13 protein-coding genes, 1 tRNA gene and 1 pseudogene are annotated in these 21295 nt (G+C 65.9%); 11 read left to right on the top strand and 4 right to left on the bottom strand.

Annotated features, from left to right (window positions below; translation table 11 throughout):
- Positions 1-128 precede the first annotated feature (128 nt).
- Together GA615_RS10830 and GA615_RS10835 are read right to left on the bottom strand one after the other, a co-directional pair.
- The gene (locus GA615_RS10830; RefSeq protein ID WP_152051308.1) at positions 129-425 is read right to left on the bottom strand and encodes a hypothetical protein; all 297 of its coding nucleotides are present in this window, start codon (positions 423-425) and stop codon (positions 129-131) included.
- Between the two features lie 79 nt (positions 426-504).
- On the bottom strand, positions 505-753 hold the full coding sequence (locus GA615_RS10835) for a hypothetical protein (RefSeq protein ID WP_152051309.1): 249 nt from the start codon (positions 751-753) through the stop codon (positions 505-507).
- 175 nt (positions 754-928) lie between these two features.
- Between GA615_RS10835 and GA615_RS10840 the strand changes: the two genes are divergently transcribed.
- The 8 genes and pseudogenes from GA615_RS10840 to GA615_RS28700 all read left to right on the top strand — a co-directional run.
- Positions 929-1132 carry a hypothetical protein gene (locus GA615_RS10840; protein WP_152051310.1) on the top strand — a complete coding sequence of 68 codons (204 nt, stop codon included), beginning with the start codon at positions 929-931 and terminating at the stop codon, positions 1130-1132.
- A gap of 141 nt (positions 1133-1273) precedes the next feature.
- Complete coding sequence (locus GA615_RS10845) at positions 1274-2059, top strand: hypothetical protein (RefSeq protein WP_152051311.1); 786 nt, start codon at positions 1274-1276, stop codon at positions 2057-2059.
- Between the two features lie 753 nt (positions 2060-2812).
- Positions 2813-3775, top strand: a complete 963-nt coding sequence (locus GA615_RS10850; RefSeq protein ID WP_152051312.1) for a hypothetical protein — start codon at positions 2813-2815, stop codon at positions 3773-3775.
- Positions 3776-3872: 97 nt separating this feature from the next.
- Complete coding sequence (locus tag GA615_RS10855; RefSeq protein WP_152051313.1) at positions 3873-4106, top strand: hypothetical protein; 234 nt, start codon at positions 3873-3875, stop codon at positions 4104-4106.
- Positions 4103-4324, top strand: a complete 222-nt coding sequence (locus GA615_RS10860; RefSeq protein WP_152051314.1) for a helix-turn-helix transcriptional regulator — start codon at positions 4103-4105, stop codon at positions 4322-4324. The genes GA615_RS10855 and GA615_RS10860 overlap by 4 nt, the downstream gene beginning before the upstream one ends.
- Positions 4321-6036: a DUF3987 domain-containing protein gene (locus GA615_RS10865; RefSeq protein WP_161602278.1), complete on the top strand. Its 1716-nt coding sequence runs from the start codon at positions 4321-4323 to the stop codon at positions 6034-6036. Before GA615_RS10860 ends, GA615_RS10865 begins: the two co-directional genes overlap by 4 nt.
- Positions 6037-6150: 114 nt before the next feature.
- Positions 6151-7377 carry a CHC2 zinc finger domain-containing protein gene (locus GA615_RS10870; protein ID WP_152051316.1) on the top strand — a complete coding sequence of 409 codons (1227 nt, stop codon included), beginning with the start codon at positions 6151-6153 and terminating at the stop codon, positions 7375-7377.
- Between the two features lie 163 nt (positions 7378-7540).
- Positions 7541-8365, top strand: a pseudogene (locus GA615_RS28700) (tyrosine-type recombinase/integrase); the annotation flags it as partial.
- Positions 8366-8703: 338 nt separating this feature from the next.
- Here GA615_RS28700 and GA615_RS10880 read toward each other — a convergent pair.
- Positions 8704-8777 (bottom strand) — tRNA-Met (locus GA615_RS10880).
- 471 nt (positions 8778-9248) lie between these two features.
- On the bottom strand, positions 9249-9452 hold the full coding sequence (locus tag GA615_RS27805; RefSeq protein WP_201750162.1) for a hypothetical protein: 204 nt from the start codon (positions 9450-9452) through the stop codon (positions 9249-9251).
- Positions 9453-9511: 59 nt separating this feature from the next.
- Here GA615_RS27805 and GA615_RS10885 point away from each other — a divergent pair, with 59 nt between their 5' ends.
- The 3 genes from GA615_RS10885 to GA615_RS10895 are packed head-to-tail and all read left to right on the top strand — an operon-like array spanning position 9512 to position 21236.
- A complete protein-coding gene (locus tag GA615_RS10885) occupies positions 9512-12826 on the top strand; it encodes a BRCT domain-containing protein (protein ID WP_235905325.1) in 3315 nt (1104 codons plus the stop codon).
- Positions 12823-19344, top strand: coding sequence for a HEAT repeat domain-containing protein (locus tag GA615_RS10890; protein ID WP_152051318.1), 6522 nt, complete (start codon positions 12823-12825; stop codon positions 19342-19344). The genes GA615_RS10885 and GA615_RS10890 overlap by 4 nt, the downstream gene beginning before the upstream one ends.
- Positions 19341-21236 (top strand): SWIM zinc finger family protein, encoded by a 1896-nt coding sequence (locus GA615_RS10895; RefSeq protein WP_152051319.1) that lies wholly within the window; start codon positions 19341-19343, stop codon positions 21234-21236. Before GA615_RS10890 ends, GA615_RS10895 begins: the two co-directional genes overlap by 4 nt.
- Positions 21237-21295 lie beyond the last annotated feature (59 nt).

Consider the following 21295-nt stretch of genomic DNA (forward strand, 5'->3'; position numbering starts at 1 on the left):
GCGGTGTCTCGATCTCTGCCGATCGTCATTCTGGACTCGGCCCGGTGGTTCGAACTGAGAAGGCCCCGACCCAACGACGACTCGCCGGGGGTCGGGGCCTTCGAGGGAGGACATTCCTGCTGTTCACCTCAAAAGGGTGGGATGTCTCGGAGAACCGGGTCTGCCGGAAGGACGGGGGGACCGTCGAGGGAGGCTCGTTCGGCCGCTCCGCAGGCGTTACAGGCGCCGTCGGCGATCTGGTCGGGGCCGGGGAGATCGTACTCGATCAGGACGCGACCGCAGGAGCAGACGAGGCGGCCCGAGGGGGTCGAGTCGGGGTCGTCGAGGTCGGGGGAGGCGGGGCCGAGGGTCCAGCGGATTTCGTCGGTCCAGGCTGGCCAGGTCGAGGGGTCGGAATGCTGGGGGAGTCGGGTCGGGGTGCTCATGGGTGATCCTCTGGGAAAGGATTGGGATGAGAGGGGAAGCGATGGGGCCGGGAGTGGAAGACTCCCGACCCCGAACCGATCAGAGGTAGCAAGGGGACTCGACGCGGCGCTCGGCCTCTGCGTCGGCCGCCACCTGTTCCCAGAGGATCGAGGCGGTGTCGGTGTCGAGGGAGTGGAAGTCGCCGCCCTGCGCGGCATGCCAGGCCGCATCTTCGGCCGAATAGCGGACGCGGCGGAGGGGGTTGCCGAAGGTGTCGGTCGGGCGATCGAGCCCGAGGCCGAAGCGGGTGGTCTTGACGCGGCGGGTGCTGTCGAAAAGGATCGTCATGGGTGAGGCTCCTATTCAGCCTTGCCCTCGGGGGGTCGGGTGAGTACCAGTCACTCGGCCCCCTCTCGTTTTCGGGCTTGCCCTTTGCTCGCCCGACATGAAAGAGTATAATTCATGTGTACCCATAAAGTCAATATCGGTGCACCCATAAAATCAGAAAACAGGGGAGCGATCCATGACGGACGCCACGCGCACCCGAGGCCGACCGCCGTCCGAGCGGAAGCGGACGGGCCAGGTCAAAATCCGGTGTTATGAGGAATGGGCGGACTGGCTCCGATCGGCCTCCGACCAGACCGGCCAGGATGCCGCCGAGATCATCGCGGAAGCTGTCGCCGCTTGGGCGAAGCGAAAGAAGCTGCCCGCGCCGCCGGAACGGTGAACCGGCGCCCGGATCACGACCGATCCGCCTCGGGGGGATCGCGGGTCTGTTGGATGCTTGCACCTCTGTTCAGGAGCGTGTATCGTCGCTCTCGTGAGAGGCCGTTGCGGCGATTGGCCACCTTCGAGAGGAGATAATCCAATGAAAATCATCCTAGCATTCGTGCTGGCGTGCGCCGCGATTGCGGCCCGATCGGAGGCCCAAGTCGATGTGAGGTACGACCCGGCGACGGACCGCAAGGTGGCAACTTTCGAGATGAGCCGTCCCCCTGAGCAGGACGGGGGCTCCAACGACAGGCCCGAAGCCTTCCGTCTGCTGCTCTACGGTGATGGCCGCGAGCCAGCCGACTTAAACAGCGCGACGTTTGAGATGGAGTTCAGCAACCTCTCGGGGTTCCTCTTCGAGCCCCGGGAACGAGTCATGTTCTACGCCGACGGCGAGCGGTGGGATGTGCCCGTCGAGGTCGTTCGCAAGGCCCGCCGGCCCGACGTGATTTACTCCGGGCCCGCCTCGCCCAGTAACGCGGACGTAGTCGTCTTCGACGAGCGGATTGAGGCCACCTTCGATGCCGAACGGCTCGATCTGATGGCCGAGGCCAAAGAGGTTGTCATCGGCATCGGCGAACGGCGGTACGTCGTCTCGGGCCGGAACCGTGGGACGCTGGCGACCGCAGCCGACATCCGGCAGGACCTCGCGATGCTGGACCAGATCGTCGAAAGGCTCCGGGCCGAACGGCTGGCAGCCGAGGCGTACCAGGACGCGATCGAGGAGGCCCGCGCTGAGGCGAAGTCGAAGACGACCCGTCGGGCGGCCGAGTCTTTCCTGACCCGCCGCCACCGGGAGATCGTGGCCGAGTTGTGCGAACGCTATGACCTCACCCCCGAGGCGATCGAGGCCGCATGGAAGGCTCGTTACAGCAAACCCTGATGAACGGATCGAAAAAGACGACTCCGCTTCAGCTCCGTGCCTTGGCCGTTGCGCTGAAGCGTTACGAGGAAAGAGAATCGGCTACGGTGTCGGCGCTCGATTTGGTGTCCGTCGCGCTTTTGCATCCGCGCTGCGCTTGCTCGTCATCCAAACCCGAACGCCGCCTTCTCAAGGCCGCTCGCCTCGCGCGTCGCGATCTCGAACGACTCGTGGAACGTGGGTATGCAACCTCCGACGGCCTCGGGACCGTCCGGTTGACTCCGAGCGGACTCGATCTCGCTCGCGACCGACGTTGACGTGCCGCCGGGTGGAACACTGTTCCAGGAGGGAGGGGGCAGCCCGGTTCCGTCCCGATCGGGGACGGGGGGCCGAGGTGCCTCGGATATGGCCTTCCCCGAAATGGCTCTGGGTCCAATGCGTCGTCGGTGCCCTGATCGATGCTGTAACACTGTTACAGTTCGAGCGGTGCTGCAACGCCAGAACAATTCCCTGCCTTGCGAGTCCTAACAAATCGCCCGCGAACCCTTCGCAGAGTGGGTTTCACGGCTGTGCGGCAGTGAAGTCAAATCAGACCCTCCAATCGGTCGTCGGGATGGGTATTTGATCCGATCTGGATCAGGTGACGCCCGTTCAGATACAATTGCGACGGGTAAGCCCCTGTCTGGCCAGACAGGGGCCGTGCGGGTCGGGCTCGTCATCGGTCCCCCAGCCGAGACGACGCCCGGCCCGGCCCGATCCTCTGGGGGATGATTCATGAGCCGTTACGACGATGGCACTGCGTCGGTCCTGTCAGAACTTCGGCATGACTTCCGCAGTGCCGCCGACAAGGGCCGCGACCTGTTCGGGATCATCGTGTGCGATCTTATCGAGGTGCTGGACCGACCCAACGATGCCGGGTGGGGTAGCCGCCTCCCATCGGTTCGCCCATTGACTCGGTACGGATCGCCATTCGAGAACCACGTCTGGAACAGGTTCTACGCTTGGCCGGATCGCAAGGTCCTCGCTGCCTACTACGGCGCCCCCGAGCGCTTCGACACCTGGCTTGCCCTCGCCAATCGGGCTTATCGGGCGACCTGGGACTTTCCGGCCATCCTCCACAACGCCACTCCGGAACCATTCCCTCGCGCCGGAGCGATCAACCGCGCCAACGCTGCCGCGTGGCTCGCCACGGTTCACCGACTCGCCTGGGTGGCACCCGCGGACGAAACCCTCAGCACTTGCCGCATGACGGAGTTCAGGCCAGGCCGCATGACGCAATGGTACGAGCCCGCCGATTGGGACGCATGGGCACGAGACAGGGCAAGGGCGGGCGGATTCCCGAGCGATCACCCGGATACCCTCCCGAGCTGCTGGTACTCGACCCTGCCGGAAGGGCTCGACTTGTTCTCTGCCTCCGCCGAGGCCATCCAGATCATCTCGAAGGCCTTGCCGAATCTAGTGCCGGGCGATGCCACACCCCCAGACGACGCGGCACGATTCGAGGCGAAGCCCGAGGCCCCGCATGACCTCGTGACACTCAATCAGGCCGCTGGAATGGTGCATCGGGTGAAGCGAACACTTGAAGGATACAAGAACAAAGGGATGCCCGATCCCGTCGTGGAAGGTGGAGGGGGAAGGTCTGCCCTGTATGACTGGAAGGAGATGAAGCCCTGGCTTCAAGACACCTTCGGAGTGATTCTGCCCGACACCTTCCCCGCGAACCGCCGAAACACATAAAAGATCGCTAACTGAAAACCGCCGAAAACCGCACGCAACCGCCCCGCCCCTGATTAGGTTCGCTCGCGTGGTCCCGTTACTCCCGGAGACACGCGAGATGATCGAACCGGTGAAGATCGAACCCGAGGCCCTGTACGATGACGCCGCCCTGCGTCAGACCCTCGGGTTGACCTGCTCTGCTCTGTCCGCTGGCCGCCGTTCGGGTGCCCTGCGATACACGAGGCAGGGGAAACGAACGCTCTATAAGGGGGCCTGGATTCTGGCCTGGTTGGAATCCGAGGCGAAGCCCTCCACACCCTCCCATAAGGCTACCGGCCGGGGGGGGCGATGATGGAACGTCCCTCCCTGCCCGAGGCCCCCACGAGGCCCCCGGTCGAACGCCTGGCCCTGCGCCTGGATGAGATCGCCGAAGCCATCGGCATCTCTCGTCGCACGATCGAACGCGAGCGATCGGCCGGACGATTCCCGAAGCCCGACCGGGTGATCGGCCGAGTTTCGCTCTGGAGCCGATCGACGATCATCAAATGGCTGGAAGGGGGTGTAGCATGAGCAGCCCCATCACGCCCGCCGCCGCCTGGATCATCGGCCGCCTCGTCGCTGGCCTGGAAGTGAATGGCCATCTGGACGCCCTAGATGGACCCCTACGGGGGTTCGTCGATCACCTGGCAGGATTGACCGTCGATCCCGCCGATGACCGTAAGAAGGCCCTGGATGGCTTCCTGGCCGCCCGAGATGATCGAGATGAAGTCTTGCAGAAGATCCTGGCCGTCGATCTGAGTAAGCCGATTCCCGAAGCGGAGCAGGAGCAGGAGAAGCCCGACGAGGGGGACGACTGGGGGCCGATCCGATTCGGGACGCTCCCAAGTGTCGAGCCGTTCCCCTTGCACGTCCTTTCCGCACCGGCCCGCGACCTGGCCGAAGCTGCGGCCGAATCGATCGGATGCCCGGTCGATTTCCCCGCCGTCGCGTGCCTGGCCGTCGCCTCGGGGATCATCGGCCAATCGGTCCGACTGCTGATCAAGGCGGGATATTTTGCATCGGCATCGGTCTATGCGGCCCTCGTGGGGGGGCCGTCGATCGGCAAGTCGCCTGCGCTTCGGGTCGCGACGTTGATCCTGTGGGCGATCGCCAATGAGCTTCATCTGGAGTGGCAGCGCGAGATGGAAGCCTGGGAGATGGAGGACCCGAAAGAACGAGGCCCGAAGCCCCAGCTACGTCGTCTCGCTTCCAGTGATTGCACGACCGAAGCCCTCGGGCCGATCCTGGCCGATAACCCACGAGGTTTGACCGTCCTGCCCGACGAGATGACGAAGTGGGTGTTGTCGATGGATCAATACAAGGGTGGCAAGGGTGGCGATCGTCCGTTCTACCTGTCGGCATGGGCCGGGGAACCCGTCTTCATCGACCGGGCGAAGAACATGAAGGAACCGATCGCCGTTCCTCATCCCTTCCTGACCGTCATCGGCGGGATGACGCCCGACATGCTTTCGACCCTGCCCGAGGGGAAGGGACGCGATGACGGGTTCCTGGCCCGGCTCTTGTTTGCTTTTCCCGATCCGGTGACCAGACGCCGCTATTCCGAACGAGGCATTCCCGAGGATGTTGCAACCGACTGGGCAAACCTCGTCCGAAGTCTTTGGGGTCGGGGGATGCGATTCGTCAACGGTCGGGAGCAAGCCCACGTCGTCGGCATGACGCCCGAGGCCCGCAAGGCATGGGTGGCCCTGATGAATGCCCACTTGGCCGAACACGAGGCCGATGACTTCGATGATGCCCTGGAAGGATGCTGGGGGAAGCTGGAAGCCTACGCCGGTCGCCTGGCCCTCATCCTTCACCTGATGGACCTGTCGAGCGATCCGACGAGGCCCGCCCCGGTCGAACCGCCCGACCTGGGTGAAACCGTCATCGACGCCGCCGCCGATCTGCTCGTCTACTTCAAGAGCCACGCCCGCCGGACCTACGCCGCGATGGGTGGCAAGGCGGAGCAAGGCGGATCGGATGTCCGGGCGATCATTCGGTGGGTGTTGCGGAACGACCTGACCCGATTCTCAACACGAGACATCGACCGGAATATCCCCCGGTTCCACGACAATGACGCCGCCCTGACCGATGTCCTCGATTGGCTCGTTCGCCACAACATCATCCGGCCCTACTCTCTGCCCGAGGGGGAGCAACCTCGACGCGGACGCAAACGCGTCCCTGAGTTTGACGTGAACCCGCTGCTACGGACCTCCCCACGGTTCCGACACCTTCGACGCTGAAAAGGGACTGCCCGACATACCCGACACAATTGACGAATTACCCGACCGGCCCGCCATTCTGTCGTTATTGTCGGGTATGTCGGGTGATTCCTAGAAAGTGAGGGAAGCCCGCCAATGATCTGGCCATTGACCGCGACCGGCCCGCCCCGAGGCCGGATCGACTGGCAGGAGCTTCGGGACCGGATCGACCTGGCCGCCGTTGCCACCGCCTTGATGGGGCCGCCCCCCGGCCGACGAGGCGAACGGGGCCGCCGGTTATGGTGGCCCTGCCCGTTCCACGATGACCAGAACCCGAGCTTCGCCATCGACCCGAGCAAGCCGTTCTGGAAGTGCTACGGATGCAACGAACGGGGGGACGCTGCGAACCTCGTGATGCTGGTTCGATCGTGTTCCTTCCCCGAGGCCGTGAAGTGGCTGGCCGACTTTGCAGGGGGAGCAATCCCGTATCACTGGAGCAGTGATAGAGCAGTGATACGAAGCAAGCCGAAAGCCCCCCCGAGGCCCCCGAGCGGCCCCGAGGGGATGACCGCCGACGAGGCCGATCGACTCGTGGCCGAAGCCTCTGATCGTCTCTGGAGCCGTTCTGGAGCCGATGCCCTGGATGACCTGCGATCCCGTGGTCTGGATGACGAGGCGATCCGCGCGGCCCGCCTCGGGTTCGATCCCAGCGTTCAGGCCACGACGCGGGACGGCCGCCCCTACCGGGCCTCGGGGATCGTCATTCCCTGGGTGGAGCACAGCCGGTTGACGCTGATCAAGGTTCGCCAGCCCGAGGGCCGGAAACCGAAGTACGCCGAAGTCTACAGGCACAATCTCTCCCTGTACGTCGCTGCTCCGATCCTGCCCGGCCGCCCGGTGGTCGTGACAGAGGGGGAGCTTGACGCCCTGATCGTTGCCCAGCAAATTGCCCACCTGGGTTGTGGGGTGGCCACGACCGGATCGGCCAGCAACCGGCCCGATCGTTCCACGGTGGCCCGTCTGCTCCCTGCTACGCCCTGGATCATTGCAACCGATGCCGACGAGGCCGGGGATCGGCTGGCCGATGCCTGGGTGGAACTGGCCCCCGGCCGATGCCGACGAGCAAGGCCCCCCGGACCCGGGAAGGATTGGGGAGATTGCCACGCCGCCGGATCTGGGAGAGTTGCGTACTTCCTGGCCCCGCTGGTCATGACTCCGCCCTCGTGGGAGGCGCTTTCAGCCCTCCAATGGGCCGAGCCGACCGACGACGACGAACCGCCCGGAATTCTGGACGGATGTCAATCAGTCGAGTTGAACCCGCCGGATCAATCGCGTATCATTCTGACTTATCACGACTGCATGCGCCAGCATGCGACAACGTAGGGAGAAAGTGATGGCTGACTTTCGGAAACGTGGCCGGAACTGGTACTTCCGATTCACGGATGCCAATGGCCAGCGAACCGAGCGTAGGGGATGCCCTGACCGCCGGATGACGGAACAGATGGCCCGTGAGGCGGAATCGAAGGCCGCCCAAGAACGGGCCGGAATGATCGACCCGAAGGCCGAAGCCTACCGGCTCCACGAGTCGAAGCCCTTGGCCGATCATCTGAGCGACTTCCAGACCCACCTGACCGCCAAGGGGAACACGAGCAAGCATGCCGTTCTGTTCTCGGAACGTGCCCGGCGGGTGGCGACGGTGGCCAAGGTGGATCGGCTATCCGACCTGACTCCGGCGCGGATTCAGGCTGCCCTGTCGTCTCTGCGCGACGAGGGGAAAAGCTTGGCGACCTGCAATCATCATCGGGCCGCGATCCGGGGATTCAGCCGATGGGCCTGGAAGGATGGCCGACTGCGAGACGATCCCCTCGTGGGGGTGGCTGGCTTCAACGCCAAGGAAGATCGCCGGCACGATCGCCGAACGCTTTCCATCGAAGAACTGAGCCGCCTCATTCGAGCGGCCCACGAGGGACCGACCTACCGGAAGATGACCGGCCCGGCCCGAGCGTTGTGTTATCGCCTGGCCGTGGCGACGGGCCTACGGTTCTCGGAGATCAAGAGCATCACGCCCCGATCGTTCGTCCTGGGTTCCGAGGCCCCCATGGTGACGGTGGCCCCCGGTTACACGAAGAACGGCCAGACCGCGACGTTACCCCTGCCTCACGACCTGGCCGACGACCTGGCTCCCTATCTGGCCACGATCGCCCCCGAGGCCCCCGCCTTCCCCCTGCCTGGCCGTGGGGCCGATATGCTGAAAGTTGATCTGCAAGCCGCTGAGATCGCCTACCGCGACGATGCGGGCCGGGTGTTCGACTTCCATAGCCTGAGATGCCAGTTGGCCACGCTCGCCGATCAGGCCGGGGTCTCCCCCCGAGTCGTACAACGCCTGATGAGGCATTCCACGCTGGAACTGACCGGACGCTACACGAGGCCCCGCGCCGTCGATCTGGAGCAGGCCGCCCGGTCCCTGCCCACATTCCGCCCCAAGGCCCCCACGAGCGAATCGGAAGCAGCCCGAGCAACCGGAACCGATGGAGGCGTTGGTGGGAATCTTGCCCCTTATTTGCCCCTTACAGGGGACGGATCGAGTCGGCCCGAGTCGGATACCGTCGCAATCTCTGATATGAGCGACGCCCTGGCCATCGGGCGCAAAGGAAAACCCGAGACGGGTTTAGTCGCCTCGGGCCGGGTGGTGTCGGATGCTGTCGTGAATAGCGGCGGAGGGACTCGAACCCCCGACACGCGGATTATGATTCCGCTGCTCTAACCAACTGAGCTACGCCGCCGATTCTCGTCGAAAACTCGGGAGGGCAATCGACTGTTGAGATGAGGGATCATACGGCAAGCAGAGAGGTTTTTCAACACCAAGGAAGATCAGATCGAAGGAAGATGACGGGCATCGAGACAGGAAGGCGGGCGTGAACTCGTGGCAAGGGAAGCCAGGCACGCTCTGGCATGTGGGACTTGGTTGGGAGCATCTCCAACCGTCTCCAAGGGAATGTCGAACCACCCGCGAGGAATAGTCGTGTTGAGCAGACTCGACAAAGTGTACAAAAAATCTGTAGTGCCCTCTTGCGAGCCAGCGAGGGTCGCGATACAAAAGTGACCGTCGAGTCAATCGACGGATAAGCAACGGATTGGAGAACAGGTCTAGCTCGACGCTTCGGCGTCGGGGCGGCGTTGCGCCGCCCGTGGAAACGATCCGCTTCGCATCACAACGAAGGCTGTTTCAGGCCCGCTGATCGCCCCGGGGGTGATTACCTTGTCGGCGGGCCTGGTCCAACCGCGCCGATCGCGGTTCCGCCGACAAGGTAATCACCCCCGGGGCGGCGGGCCAGTGAGCCTTCGATGTCCCAGGTCTGGTAGTAGACTCTCCAATGTCCATCAAATTGCTTTTCCGGCGATGCGAGACCCGGAACGGGCGGCCCGGCCAGGATCAACTGCTGGTCGGGCTCGCTCAATCCGGTTCACTCTTCCTTGTGATGAACCACCCCGATCCGGCTCGACGGAGCGTACCGCCGTGGCGATTCGACGCACCCTCGACGACGTCCGCCGCGCCTGGGAGGCTCGCGACCCGATCCTCGTGGATCTGATCGTCGCCATCGCCTCGGAGCCCGACCCCGAGCCCCAAGCACCTCTGCGAGACGGGGCGCCGACGTTCGGTCGCGTCCTTGCCGAGACGCAAACCAAGGCGTTTCGCAAGAAATCGCTGGACCAACAGCGCATCGAACGCATCGAGCGTTTCGCGGCGGTCGAAGCCCCCGACGCCGAGGTGCCGTTGCCCGACCGGCTCCGCCTGCATGAGGTGATCCTCGGACTCTGGACTGACGGTTCTCCGTTCGCCCGATCCTGCCTGCTTCGCCTCATCGACCTTCTGCCGCTGACCTACGGTCCCTGGCGGGCCTTGAAACGCATCTTCAAGGAGGCCGAGGCCCAGCACGATCTGGAGGTCTGGAGCGCGCTGGTCGCCCGGTTCGACGTGGCTTATGCCAGCCGCGACCACACGATCAGCCGACGGACGATGGCGTACCTCGTGCGCCGGGCCTGGCGATCGCTTCGGAGGATCGGGCAGGGCATGCCGGTTGCCTATCCCGATGCGGCCTCGGCGGTGCTGGCCCGCTACCCGGAATCCTGGAGCACTTGGCGTGCTCGCACCGAAGGAGCCTGGGTTTTCAATCACCTGCTCTATCACGGTTCCAGCACACGAGCCGGTTCGAAACCCTACAACCGCAGTCGCTTCGGCTTCGGCGCGACCCACAAGGACCCGTTGACCACCCGGGCCTTCCCCGATCTCTGGCGTCGCAGCCCTCGCCCGTTGTTTGGCCTGCTGGAGCGAGCCCGCTGCAACCACGTCCGAGGTTATGCCGCTGAGGCCTTGAAGAAAGACTTCCGAGCCGCCCTGCGCGAGGTCGAACCCGCCTGGGTCGTCCGCCTGATCGCCTCATCAAGCGAGGCGGTGCATGATTTTGTCGTCTGGATTCTCGGCAACGTGCCGAAGTTCGAGCAAGGAAGCTTCCGCACGCTGGGCCTGCACGACGCGGTCCTTCGTTTATTCGACTCACCGAGCGACGAGGCCCGGTCGTATGCCGCCTCATACGCCCGGACTCATGCTCGTGATCTTCCCGTTGCGACCCTGATCCGCCTGGCCGACAACCCGAGCGATTCCGTTCGAAAACTCGCCGCCGACCTGCTCGGCGAACGCGACCCGAGACGCGACATCGGCCTCGACGCCTGGGGACGCTTGCTCGAAACCGAACACGGCCATGCCCTCGCCGCCCAGGTCATTCAGAAGCACTTCGGTCCGAAAGAACTGACACCCGAGTGGTTCGCCGACCGCCTCTTCTCACCGAGCGATGAAGCATTCGAATTTGTCTCGGAGCTTCTCCCGAAGATCCACCCGAGCAAAACCCTGGGTGCTGCCTATTTCCAAGCCTTGATCGACCGCGACGACCGAACCGCCGAGGAACCTGCCGGCGACGTGGTCGGCTTTGCCATGGAGCACCTTGCCCGGTTCGAACCGAATACCTTCGACCCCGAATTTCTCTCCCTCTTGCTCCTGCGTCCCGGGACGTCCTGGGAGGCCGCCGACTGGATCGATGAGGGTCGGCTCAAGGCCTCCGCGATCCCCCTCGACCTGCTCAAGGCACTGGCCTTCCATCCCGACTGGGACGAACATCCCGTCGTTCGCAAGGCTCGCGCTCTCGGCAAACGTTGGGGAAGCGAACTGACGTTTGATGAGGATCTGGCGGATCGGGTCCTGGTCTGGCTTCGGGACGTCCGCCGTTTCCTGCCGGCAGATCTCGGGTTCGACTGGCTGATGACCCTCGTCCGACGGGCCGAGCCACGCTATCACGACTTCGCCGTCGAGGTGATGATCAAGGGGTTCGTCCCCGCCGATTTTGCCCCCTCCGAATCGCACCCCGAACCCGAACAGAGTTCCCCGGCCGAGCAGGAGATCACGGTCGATTTCGGCGGGGCCTCGTTCCTCTTTACCGGCAAGCTCGCGACCATGCAGCGCAAGGATGCCGAGGGAAAAGTTCGCAACGCCGGCGGCGCGGTTGCCTCCGGAGTGACGGCCAAGCTGCATTATCTGGTGATTGGTGACGAGGGCTCGCCACTCTATGGCAACGGCAAGAAAGGCTCGAAGCAGGTCAAGGCCGAGCAATTGAACGCCGAAGGGGCGAACATCCGGATCATCTCGGAAACGGCCTTTCTTCAAATGCTCACCGGTCGTACCCGGGAAGTCTCGGCCGACGCCACGTTGCTCGGGTGCGATCGGCTCTGGCAACTGGCTGTCGGAGGCGGGGCCGAGGATGCTCGGCTAGGCCAGTTCGCCCGCAAGTATCTGCGGCGTCATCATCCCGAGATGGCCCTCGACGAAACCGATCGGCCCGTCGATCCCGGAGCTGAGATCCCTCCCGAGTTCCTCAGCTTCGATCGCGTCCGCCCCTTGTTCTTCGAGTCAAGGGAGCCGCTCCGTTCCTTCGCCCTGGCGATCGCTCGTTACGAGTTCGCTCGGTGGGCTCCTCCCGGTCCCGACCTCGTTCGCCTTGCCGAGGCTCCCTTCAGCGATGTCCGGCGCTTCGTGGCCGAAGCCCTCCTGGCCGAGGCGAGTCCCGAGCATCGCCGCTACCGCATCGACCCTGATTCGCTCAGCCCGGCCGCCGTCTATCGCTTCTGTGAGTCGAGCGACGACGCCACCCGAGCCCTCGGCCTGAAGCTGATCGCCCGGTCCCCCCGGCTCCGACTCCCTCAGGAACTCTACCGGCTGACCGAAAGCCCCGACCGCGCCGTTCGGGCCTTCGTGCTGCGAGCCTTGTGGGCTCTGTACCGCGATCGCCACGTAACCGACGATTGGTCGCCGTTCGTTGCTCCGAAGCCGACCATCGGCCCCGTCGCTCGCAAGAAAGCGGCTGAAGCGGCCGAAGCACGCGGCTCCGGTCCCCCCGCTCGGCCCGAGCAACCGCCCGCGACCGCGAACCGGATGAGCGACCTCCTGCGCCGGATGCTGTTCGAACTTCCGCCAGGCCGCCCCGGTCGCCGCTCCGCCTCGACCGATGACACTCGCAATGATGGTGACGGCTTCGATCGACTCCAACCGCTCTCAAATCGTCTTGCAAAACTGGCGATTGTGGAAACCCTGCGTGATCTGGCGATGGAGGACGAGGCGTTCGCCCGATCGGCCTTGCCGCCCCTGGTCGAGTTCATGGCATCGCACGGCAAAAGCGAACATGCCGCCTGTCTGGTCGCCGTCACCCGCATTCGCCGCGCTCATCCCGACCTGGCAGCGGTGGGAATGGCCTCGGAAACCACTGAGAAGGAGGCCACCTCGTGAGCGTCCAGGAAACCTACCTGACGTACCGGGGGGAGATCCGAGCCCTGGCCTCCTCAGGCAAATGGCTCGCCTTCGTGACCGAACACCCCGAACAGCGGCCGACCGCCGTCTACCGACTCGACTGCGAATCGTTGACCCTCGCCACCGACCCACTCCCCACCGGAGCGAAGTCGATCTGCCTGATCGGCGATGACCTCTGGATCGGCGGCACCGACGGAGTCTGCTACCGCGGGTCGCTCCAGGGAGGCGCCCCAGGCCGATCCCTGACCATCGAGGGCGGCCCCCTCTCGGCTCTGGTCCCCCTGGCCGAAAACCGCCTGGCAATCGCTTCGGGGCAAACCCTCACAATCGCCGACATCAAGAAAAGCAAACCTGCTGCCCTTCAGACACTCGACCTCCCGGCTGAGATCACCTGCCTGGCCTGCGATCCGACCGGCCTCTGGCTCGTCGCAGGAACGAGCAAGGGGGATGTCTCCGTCTTCTCGGCCGAAGGGCGCGAGGACTTCCTCCTCAGCGAGTCGAGCAAGCTGCACGAGGGGGCCGTCTCGGCCTTGCGGTTCGAACCGGACGAGCTTCGCTTCCTCTCGGCCGGGGCTGATCGCAAGCTGCTTTCGACCCTGGCCCGCGGAACGCTCGAACCGGAAGACCGGGGCAAGAGCAACACCCATGAGGATGTTATCACCAGGATCGTCTGGGCTCCGGGAGACCGCTTCCTCACGGGATCGCGCGATTCGACCGTCAAAACCTGGCCCCGCACCGGGGGAAGCCGTCCGGCGACCTTGAAAGACGGCGTGGCAAAGGTGCGCGATCTGGCGATCGTCACGGTCCACGAGCGTCCCCGGCTGGTCATCGCCTGCGAAGACAACACCCTTCGTCTGGTCGTGCTCGATGCCGCCGGTAAGTTCGGCGACGCGACCGCCCGCATCTACGATGGCCTCGCCCGAGCCAGGCACGAACTCTCCCAGAGCGATCCCCGACGCCGTGAAGCTGCCCTCGTCAGCCTGACCGAGGCCGGTGATTCCGCCGCCGTCGAACTGCTCGCCGAGCACTGTCGTGCTGACACCGATCCGGATCTCCGACTCGACGCCGCCCGACGCCTCGGCCAGGCCGATCACTCTCGCGTCGTCCCCTTGCTCGAAGGGTTGCTCGATCACCCGGACGAACGGGTCCGTGTGCTCGCCTTCGAGCAGCTCCGTGCCCGCACCGACGCGGCGGATTTCCGCCCAATCGACCTGGCCCTGAAGACCGATCATCCCGAGATCGGCCGTCTGGCTGTCCAGGCCCTCGAACCTCTCGCTCGGCGCGATGAACAGGCTCTCGACCGCCTCCTGGCCACCCTCGACGCCCGCCAGTGGGAAGTCCGCCGATCGGCCGCCGAAGCCCTGGAAGCCATCCACGCTCCTGATGCTCCCGAGGCCGATTTGATTGCCCTCGGCTCCAAGCACGCCGACCTACGCCGCTGGGCCCTCGTCCGATTGCTCCAGCGCGGCTTGCTCGATCGCTCCGAGGTCGCAACCGCCCTGCGTCGCCGCTCAGACGATCGCGATGCCGACGTGCGTCGCGTTGCGTTCTTGCTCCTGCTCCACACCCGACCTCGCCTGCTGGACACCCTTCGCCAGCGCGATCCGGACCTCGACCGACAGCTCAACGACCTCGCCACCGATCCTGGCGGGCCAGGGCAGGGGGGAACGACCGAGGTCGCAGATTCCGCCTCCGACCCCAAACCCAAAGGGAAGGCCCGAGCGGCCAAGTCTCCGAAACCCTCGAAAAAGGCCGCATCCGAGGCCGTCTCGGTGACGGATCTCGACGCCGATGACCTCGCTCCCTTACTGAACGCCTCGGCGAGCCGATCGCTCGACACCTCCCTCCGAGGGGCTCGCGGCCTGGCCTTGCTCGGCGACCCGAGAGCCTTCGGCCTGCTGCTCCAACTGAGCCGGGAAGCCGATGCCACCGCCCGCGTCGAGGTCTGTCGAGCCCTGGCTGCGCTCGGAGATGACGCGGCCCGTCACCGCCTCCGGTCGCTCGTGCATGACGAAGCTCCGGAAGTCCGCGACGCCGCCTTCTCCGCTCTCGCCTCGATCGACCACGATGCCCCTTTGCTCGCCGCCGAGGCCGGCCTGAACGCCGATCACGACGACGTCCGCCGCCGAGGCCTGCAACTCCTGCTGGCCGAGGCCCGCAAGGCCCCCCCGAAATCAGCCGATGATCCGATCGGGCGTCTGCTTGTGCGAGCCCTGAATGATGGGTCGCCCCCGATCCGGGCCGAGGCGTTCAAGGCCTCGCTCAACCTTCCCGTCGCCGGTGGCGGAGCCGGGGCGCTCCGCTTCACCCGGCAAAGCATCCACACCGATGTCCGCCGCGAAGTCCTCACCGAGGTGCTCGCACAGCTCGCCCAACCCTGGGCCTGGGACCTCCTGCTGGAAGTCTTCGACGACCCCGACTCCGAACTTCGAGCCGATGCCTTCGCGGCCGCCTCGACCAAGGCCAAGGGGCTCGATGTGCTGGAGGCCGCGCTCGGCGCCCGCTTCGCTGACGTGCGGGCGAAGGCCGTCGCCGCTCTGGTGAAAAAGCATTCGGCCAGGGCCCACGCCATCCTCGCTCGCGCGATCGACGACGAGGACCGCGATGTTCGGCTCGCTGCCATCGACGCCCTTGTGTCCAACGACGCCCGATCCTTGCTCGCATCGGCCCTGGCCGCTCCTCACGCCGATGTCCGTGTTCGGGCGGCTCGGGCGTTGGCCCGGCACGGCGATCGGGCGGCACTCGGACCGCTCATCTCCCTCGCCGCCGCTCCCGAGCCGACCGAATCGGAACGCCTCTCCGACTGGCTCGATCTGGCGGGATTGGCCCTCAATGGCCTCGCCGAGCTGGGAGACGCCGAGGCAGTGCTCCCCGTCCTCCCCTTGCTCGACTCCACGCACCCACCGCTTCGCAAAGGGGCCGCCGAGGTCCTCGTCTGGTGCGTCGATTCCGAGGCAATCGATCCGCTTCGCCAGGCCCTTTCCCACGCCGACCTCCACGTGAAATACCGGGCCGCGATGGGCCTGGCCCTGCGCGGAGATGCATCGACCGCCCCTCTGATCGACTCGGCCGAGGGAACGAAAGTCCTCAGCCGAGACGACCGTCTGGCCGCCGCCGTCGCCCTGGGAGATCCGGGTGAAGGGCGAGTTGTGCTGACCCTCGACGACGAAAACGCGGCAATCCGAGATCGCGCCCTGTTGCTCTTGATGCTTCGGGAACACCACACCCCCCGAGGCGACGCAGACCGATTGATCGCCGCCCTGTCGAGCCGATCCCCTCGCGTCCGCCTTGTCGCCGCCGATGCCTTGCAATCCGCCCACGACCGGGCCGCGCTGCTCGCCACCATCACCCGATTGATCAACGACCGTGACGACCAGACCGCCTGGACGATTTCCGAAACCACCGTCAACACGCTGGCCGATCTTCTCGTCCTGGCCCCTCCCATCGTCCAGGCCAGGGGAGTGATCCGCCTCCTCCCACTGCTCGGACCGGACGAAAAGGAACAAGCGGCCTTCGAGCTTGCCTGCACCGCCTTCGCTCAGCGGTTCGGCTCCTCAGTCACCGTCACTCCCGACAACGGCTCGCACGCTCGATCCGATTCGATCCCCGCCCTCGAACTCCGCGCCCGGGCCTTCGGCGCCTATGTCGGCCTCGTCCGGGAGCAAGCCGCCCCACCCGCGTCGGGCCGATCGAAGAAGCGCCAGGCCACCGCCAATCCGGCCGCCGAGGCCGCGATCGTCCGCGTCCGTCGCGCGGCTCTCGACCGGCTTCGATCCCTGGCGATCGACGACCCAAGCCTCGCCGCCGCCAGTGTTCCGGTCATGCTCCAGGCCCTGGCCGACCCGAACCAGGTGGTCCGATTCACCGCGTTTGACCACCTGCACGCCCTCGGAACCGACTCCACCCTGCTCGGGGCCGAAGCGCTCGGCGCCGGCCCGACCGATGTGGGCGTTCGTGGCCTCGAACTCCTCAGCGGCAGCAAGGACGATCCGAGCGGCCAATCGGTGCTTGAGCAGGTGATGATGACCCGCAAGGACAACCTTGCCACCGAGGCCGCTCGCCTGCTCGGCGATCGCCTCGGCCGCGCCGTCGTGGCGACCAGGGCCCTCGATGCCGCTTCCGAGCCGCTCCGCTTGCTCGCCGTTTCCTGGCTCCGCGAATTTGCCGAGTCCGACCCAAAGGCCCTGACCGCCCTGCGCGGCGCGCTCGAATCCCGCTTCGCCGCCGTCCGCCGTTCGGCCGCCTTCGCCCTGGCGGAACGGCACGATCCGGCCGCATTCGAGGCACTGGTTCGTCTGCTCAACACCCTGGTCGAGCCCCGGGACCGGCAGAACGTCATTGCCGCCTTCGACACGCTCGGCGACCCCCGAGCGGCTGGAGTCTTCCTTGACCTCATCGACACCAACGCCTCCGGCACCGCCTCGGCCGAAGTCCTCATTCCCGCCGCCGCAAAGTTCCGCCGGCCCGACGATTCCTCTCGGCTCCTTGCGTTCATGGAACGGCTCCCCAAGGCCCGGATGCTTTGCTTCCAGGCCGTCCTGGCAATCAGTGGGTACGACCAGCCCGTCGCCGACCCCCAGGATGAACGCCCCAACGATCGTCGATGGATGGAGTCTCAGCACCCGAGGCGAGACGCGATCCTTGCCTCCCTTCTCGATCGCTGCCTCACTCTCGGCGAAACCCGGCTCATCCAGCGAGCCATCACCCCGGCGCGTTGGGCCCTGGGTTCAGAGGTCAACGAACCGCTCGGCCTCGCCTCCACCCATCCCGAGGAATGGCCCCGCCGCGAGGCGATCGAAGCCCTCGGCTGGCGGCTTCGCAAGCGCAACGGCCCGGCCGACCCCTTGCTCAAAGCCCTCCAGCATCCCGATCCCGTCACCCAGTTCCTCGCCGCCGAAGGGCTCGCGCTTGGGGCTCGGACCGAGGGGATCAGCGTCCTGCTCTCCGCCGTCGATTATCTTTCCGACCTCGCGCTCCGCCGCCGGGCCGTCGTCGCCCTCGGCGAGCTGGAAGACCCGAGAGCCTTCGACCGCATCCTGCAACTGGCCGGCGAATCCGGCCACGCCCTGCAAGATGTCGCCGCCGAGGCCCTCGGTCACCTCGGCCGAGGGCCCCGATCCGCCGACGTGTTCAAACTGCTCGATCGCCAGAGCCGATCCTCCGGCTCCGTCGCGGCAATGGCCTTGCGAGGACTCCGCTGGCTCGGCACCCGCGAGGCCTGGGCTCGGATCCGCGAGGTCGCAAGCACCGAGCACGATCGATCCGACCTCGTCCCAATCGCCCTCGACCTGCTCGCCTTCGACGACGAGACGGCCACGCGAGACCTCTTGCTTCGGCAGCTCCGCGAAGCCACCTGGCCCGACTACTACATCGCCCTCCGCAGCGCCCGGAACCTGTTCGGCCCCGAGTCGATCGAGCCTGACGAGGCCGCCGTCCAAAATCCGTTCGACCGGTTCGGTTCGGGCCGGTTCACCTGGTCCGACCTCCAGAAACGCTTCGACATCCCCCTCGCCGAACCGCTCGAACGACTCCGCGAACACGCCGATCCCGCCCGGCTGTTCGCACTTATTCCCCGTTGCTCAGAAACCAACGCCAAGGCGATCGGTGCCATCCTGCTTGATCTTCCAGAGCCTCCGCTCACCGAGGCCCGCGCCGCGATCGACTCCGAAAGTGCCCCGGCCGTCGCCACCGCGGCCCACATCCTGGGCCGGACCAAGGATGCGAAGTCCGGACCGAACCTCGCCAGTGCCCTCTCGCGATGGACCACAATCTGGACCGCGTCCCGCGAAGCGGCCAGGCGGGTCGAAACCCGCGTCGCCGGCCCTTGCCGCGACGACGAGGCGCGCCTCCTCGCCACGCTCGCCTGGGCGGCAGGGCGAACCGAATCGGCGGTTGACGAGTTGCTCCAGCTCATCGCCTTGGAACTTGCAAGCGATCCCGATCAGACCGATCCGCGCATCCTCCGATCGGCGGTCGAGGCCCTGACGCTGTTCGCATCGCCTCCACCCGCCGTATTGGACATTCTCGCCACCCTCGCCCGCGAAGGCCCGGCCGACCTCCGGACCCTCGCCACTGATGCCCTCGCCCGGTTCGATCCAAAGCGAGCCTCGACCATCGCCTCCGACCTGATCGGCGACCCGGTCGGCTTCGACCGCCTCTCGCATCACCTCAGCAATACCCTCGACGGTCCGCTGACCGAAGCGGCCCCCAACCTGCACGCCCAGGGGGTTGCGCTGCCCCAGCTCGTGGCCCGAGGACACCTCGATCCCCTGGCAACCGTCGCCGTCGATCGTTCCCTGCCCGATGCCGCCCGTCTCGGAGCCGTCGAGGCCCTGGCCGCCCTCGCCAGCGAATCAGCAGAGGAGCATCTCAGAGCAGTCGGCCTCGATGCCGCCAACGACGAAGCCTTGCGTAAAGGTGCCTGGCGAGCCCTCCGCCGCTCAAGGCGTCTCCGCGATCGCTCCCGCAATCCCCGACGCCACGAGGTGACGCCATGAGCGACGCCCCCAACGCTTCCCAGGTCCCGAGCGAGCCTGAGCCCGTCGAGACCGAGATGCCGTCTCACACCGACGTCGATCTCGCCTACGCCGCGCCCAGCACGCTCGTCTCCGACGACAATCACGCCACGCTCGCCCTTGTCGGCAATCTGAAGCGTCCCGCCGTGCGGTTCGAGGCCAACTTGACCGACCCGCTCCGCTTCCGCGAAGCAATGGGTGCCCTCTACGCCGTCGTCGGCAGCGATTACCGCTACGTCCCCAAAGACCGCACGGCCTATCTCGCCTACCGACGGATGCGGGCGGAATCGGCCAACCTCGGCCTCTGGGAAGGGCAGCGGGCTTACTTCTCCTGGCTGATGCGCAATGATCCGCTTGCGTATGTGATCCTCGATCCGGTCGTCTCCGTCCATCCCGATCAGGTCTTCTTCGAGGTCTTCAGCAAGGACGAAGGGACCTATGCCAAGCTCGGCGTCGATCTCGACGCCTTCGAGCACGACCCCGCCATCACCCCCCACTGGGGCACCACGAACATCGACTTCAGCGAGGCGCTTCACCTGGGCCTCGAACAACTGCGCAGCGAACGGCCGACCCGCCTGAGGATCGGGCAAGACGGGGTCTCCGTCCGCACCGAAGGGACCGGCACGGTCCTGGAGAAATCCATCCGGGTGCCCGATTCCTGGCTCCGCGGGTTCCTCCAGGTCCAGTCGGCCGCGGCCCTCCCGCGTGACTCCTTCACCCTGAACCCGATCGACCTCTACAACGCCCTGCGTCACCTTCGGATGCACGCCGACCGCAAGGGAAAACGCCGCGGCCTTCGGATCGAGCTCGTTCCCGGCGAACCCCCACGGCTGGTCCTCGAACCCTGGGAAACCCTCATCCCCTCCTCGGCCGCACCGTATCAGGGCAAAACCGCCAAGGTCGTCCGGGTCTGGGGACGCCGTCGCCTGTTTCTCCTTCGTCGGTTCCTTCCGCTCGTCGAGGAGGTCGAGGTTCATCTGCTCGGCAGCGGCTTGCCCAGCTTCTGGGTCCTCCGCGCAGGCCCGTTGACCCTGACCCTCGGCCTAACCGGCTTCACCGCCGCGAACTGGTCGCAGGCCATCCGGTTCGACCTGCTCCTGCCCCGCAAGACCCAGGACACGACGGCCGAACTCGACCTCGTCCTCGCCCACCTGGCCGATCACTGGAAGGCCGGCGCCGGCGATTTGCTCAAGGCCACCAAGCTGAAATGGGAAGCCCTGGTCGAGGCCCTTCAACTTGGTTGCCAGCAAGGGCGGATCATGTACGACCTGGCTGCCGACGTCTACCGCCTTCGCCCCCTGACCGATGCCCCCATCGACCTCACTCGCCTCGAATATCGCAACGCCCGCGAGCGCACCGCGCACGACCTGATCGCCCGCCGAGGGGCCGTGACCATCGTCTCCGAGACCCGAATCGCCGCCACCGGCCTTGAGCTGACCGGCCGGGTCGAGGTGGCCGAAGACCGCCGCGAGTATCGACCGGTCCTCCTCCTGACCGACGAAGGGCAGGTCGCCAAGGCCGAATGCACCTGCCCATTCTTCCGCCGACAGGGGCTCAAGAACGGTCCATGTGCTCACCTGATCGCCCTTCGGCTCCTCCACGCCGAGCGCGAAGCGCAACGCCGTCGCGGCCTGACCCCGGCCGAAGCCCTCACCGCCGAGACTCGGGCCTTCAGCCGTCGCGACCCTCAGGGAGAATCGGTCTATCAACTGGCCCTCGATCGTCAACGCCTCACAATCCACTGGGGCCGTGCCGGTCAGCCGCTCCGCCGCCAGCGCTTGACCTTCAACTCGATCGACGACGCACGCCGGGCTTACCTTGCCCGTGTCTCGGAACTCTCGACCGGAGGCTACCTCGATGCCTCCGACAGCTAAATCGTTTCCCCTGTCCGCATAACTTCGATCATCTCTCCTGGTTCGAACCCCGGTGCTCG

The sequence above is a fragment of the Tautonia marina genome (assembly GCF_009177065.1).
Lineage (GTDB): Bacteria > Planctomycetota > Planctomycetia > Isosphaerales > Isosphaeraceae > Tautonia > Tautonia marina.

Excerpts from the sequence above, each read along its gene's own strand:
- GA615_RS10870 (WP_152051316.1), top strand. The coding sequence starts at position 6,151 with ATGATCTGGCCATTGACCGCGACCGGCCCGCCCCGAGGCCGGATCGAC.
- GA615_RS10855 (WP_152051313.1), top strand. The coding sequence starts at position 3,873 with ATGATCGAACCGGTGAAGATCGAACCCGAGGCCCTGTACGATGACGCC.
- GA615_RS10850 (WP_152051312.1), top strand. The coding sequence starts at position 2,813 with ATGAGCCGTTACGACGATGGCACTGCGTCGGTCCTGTCAGAACTTCGG.
- GA615_RS10840 (WP_152051310.1), top strand. The coding sequence starts at position 929 with ATGACGGACGCCACGCGCACCCGAGGCCGACCGCCGTCCGAGCGGAAG.
- GA615_RS10830 (WP_152051308.1), bottom strand. The coding sequence starts at position 425 with ATGAGCACCCCGACCCGACTCCCCCAGCATTCCGACCCCTCGACCTGG.
- GA615_RS10845 (WP_152051311.1), top strand. The coding sequence starts at position 1,274 with ATGAAAATCATCCTAGCATTCGTGCTGGCGTGCGCCGCGATTGCGGCC.
- GA615_RS10895 (WP_152051319.1), top strand. The coding sequence starts at position 19,341 with ATGAGCGACGCCCCCAACGCTTCCCAGGTCCCGAGCGAGCCTGAGCCC.
- GA615_RS10860 (WP_152051314.1), top strand. The coding sequence starts at position 4,103 with ATGATGGAACGTCCCTCCCTGCCCGAGGCCCCCACGAGGCCCCCGGTC.
- GA615_RS10865 (WP_161602278.1), top strand. The coding sequence starts at position 4,321 with ATGAGCAGCCCCATCACGCCCGCCGCCGCCTGGATCATCGGCCGCCTC.
- GA615_RS10835 (WP_152051309.1), bottom strand. The coding sequence starts at position 753 with ATGACGATCCTTTTCGACAGCACCCGCCGCGTCAAGACCACCCGCTTC.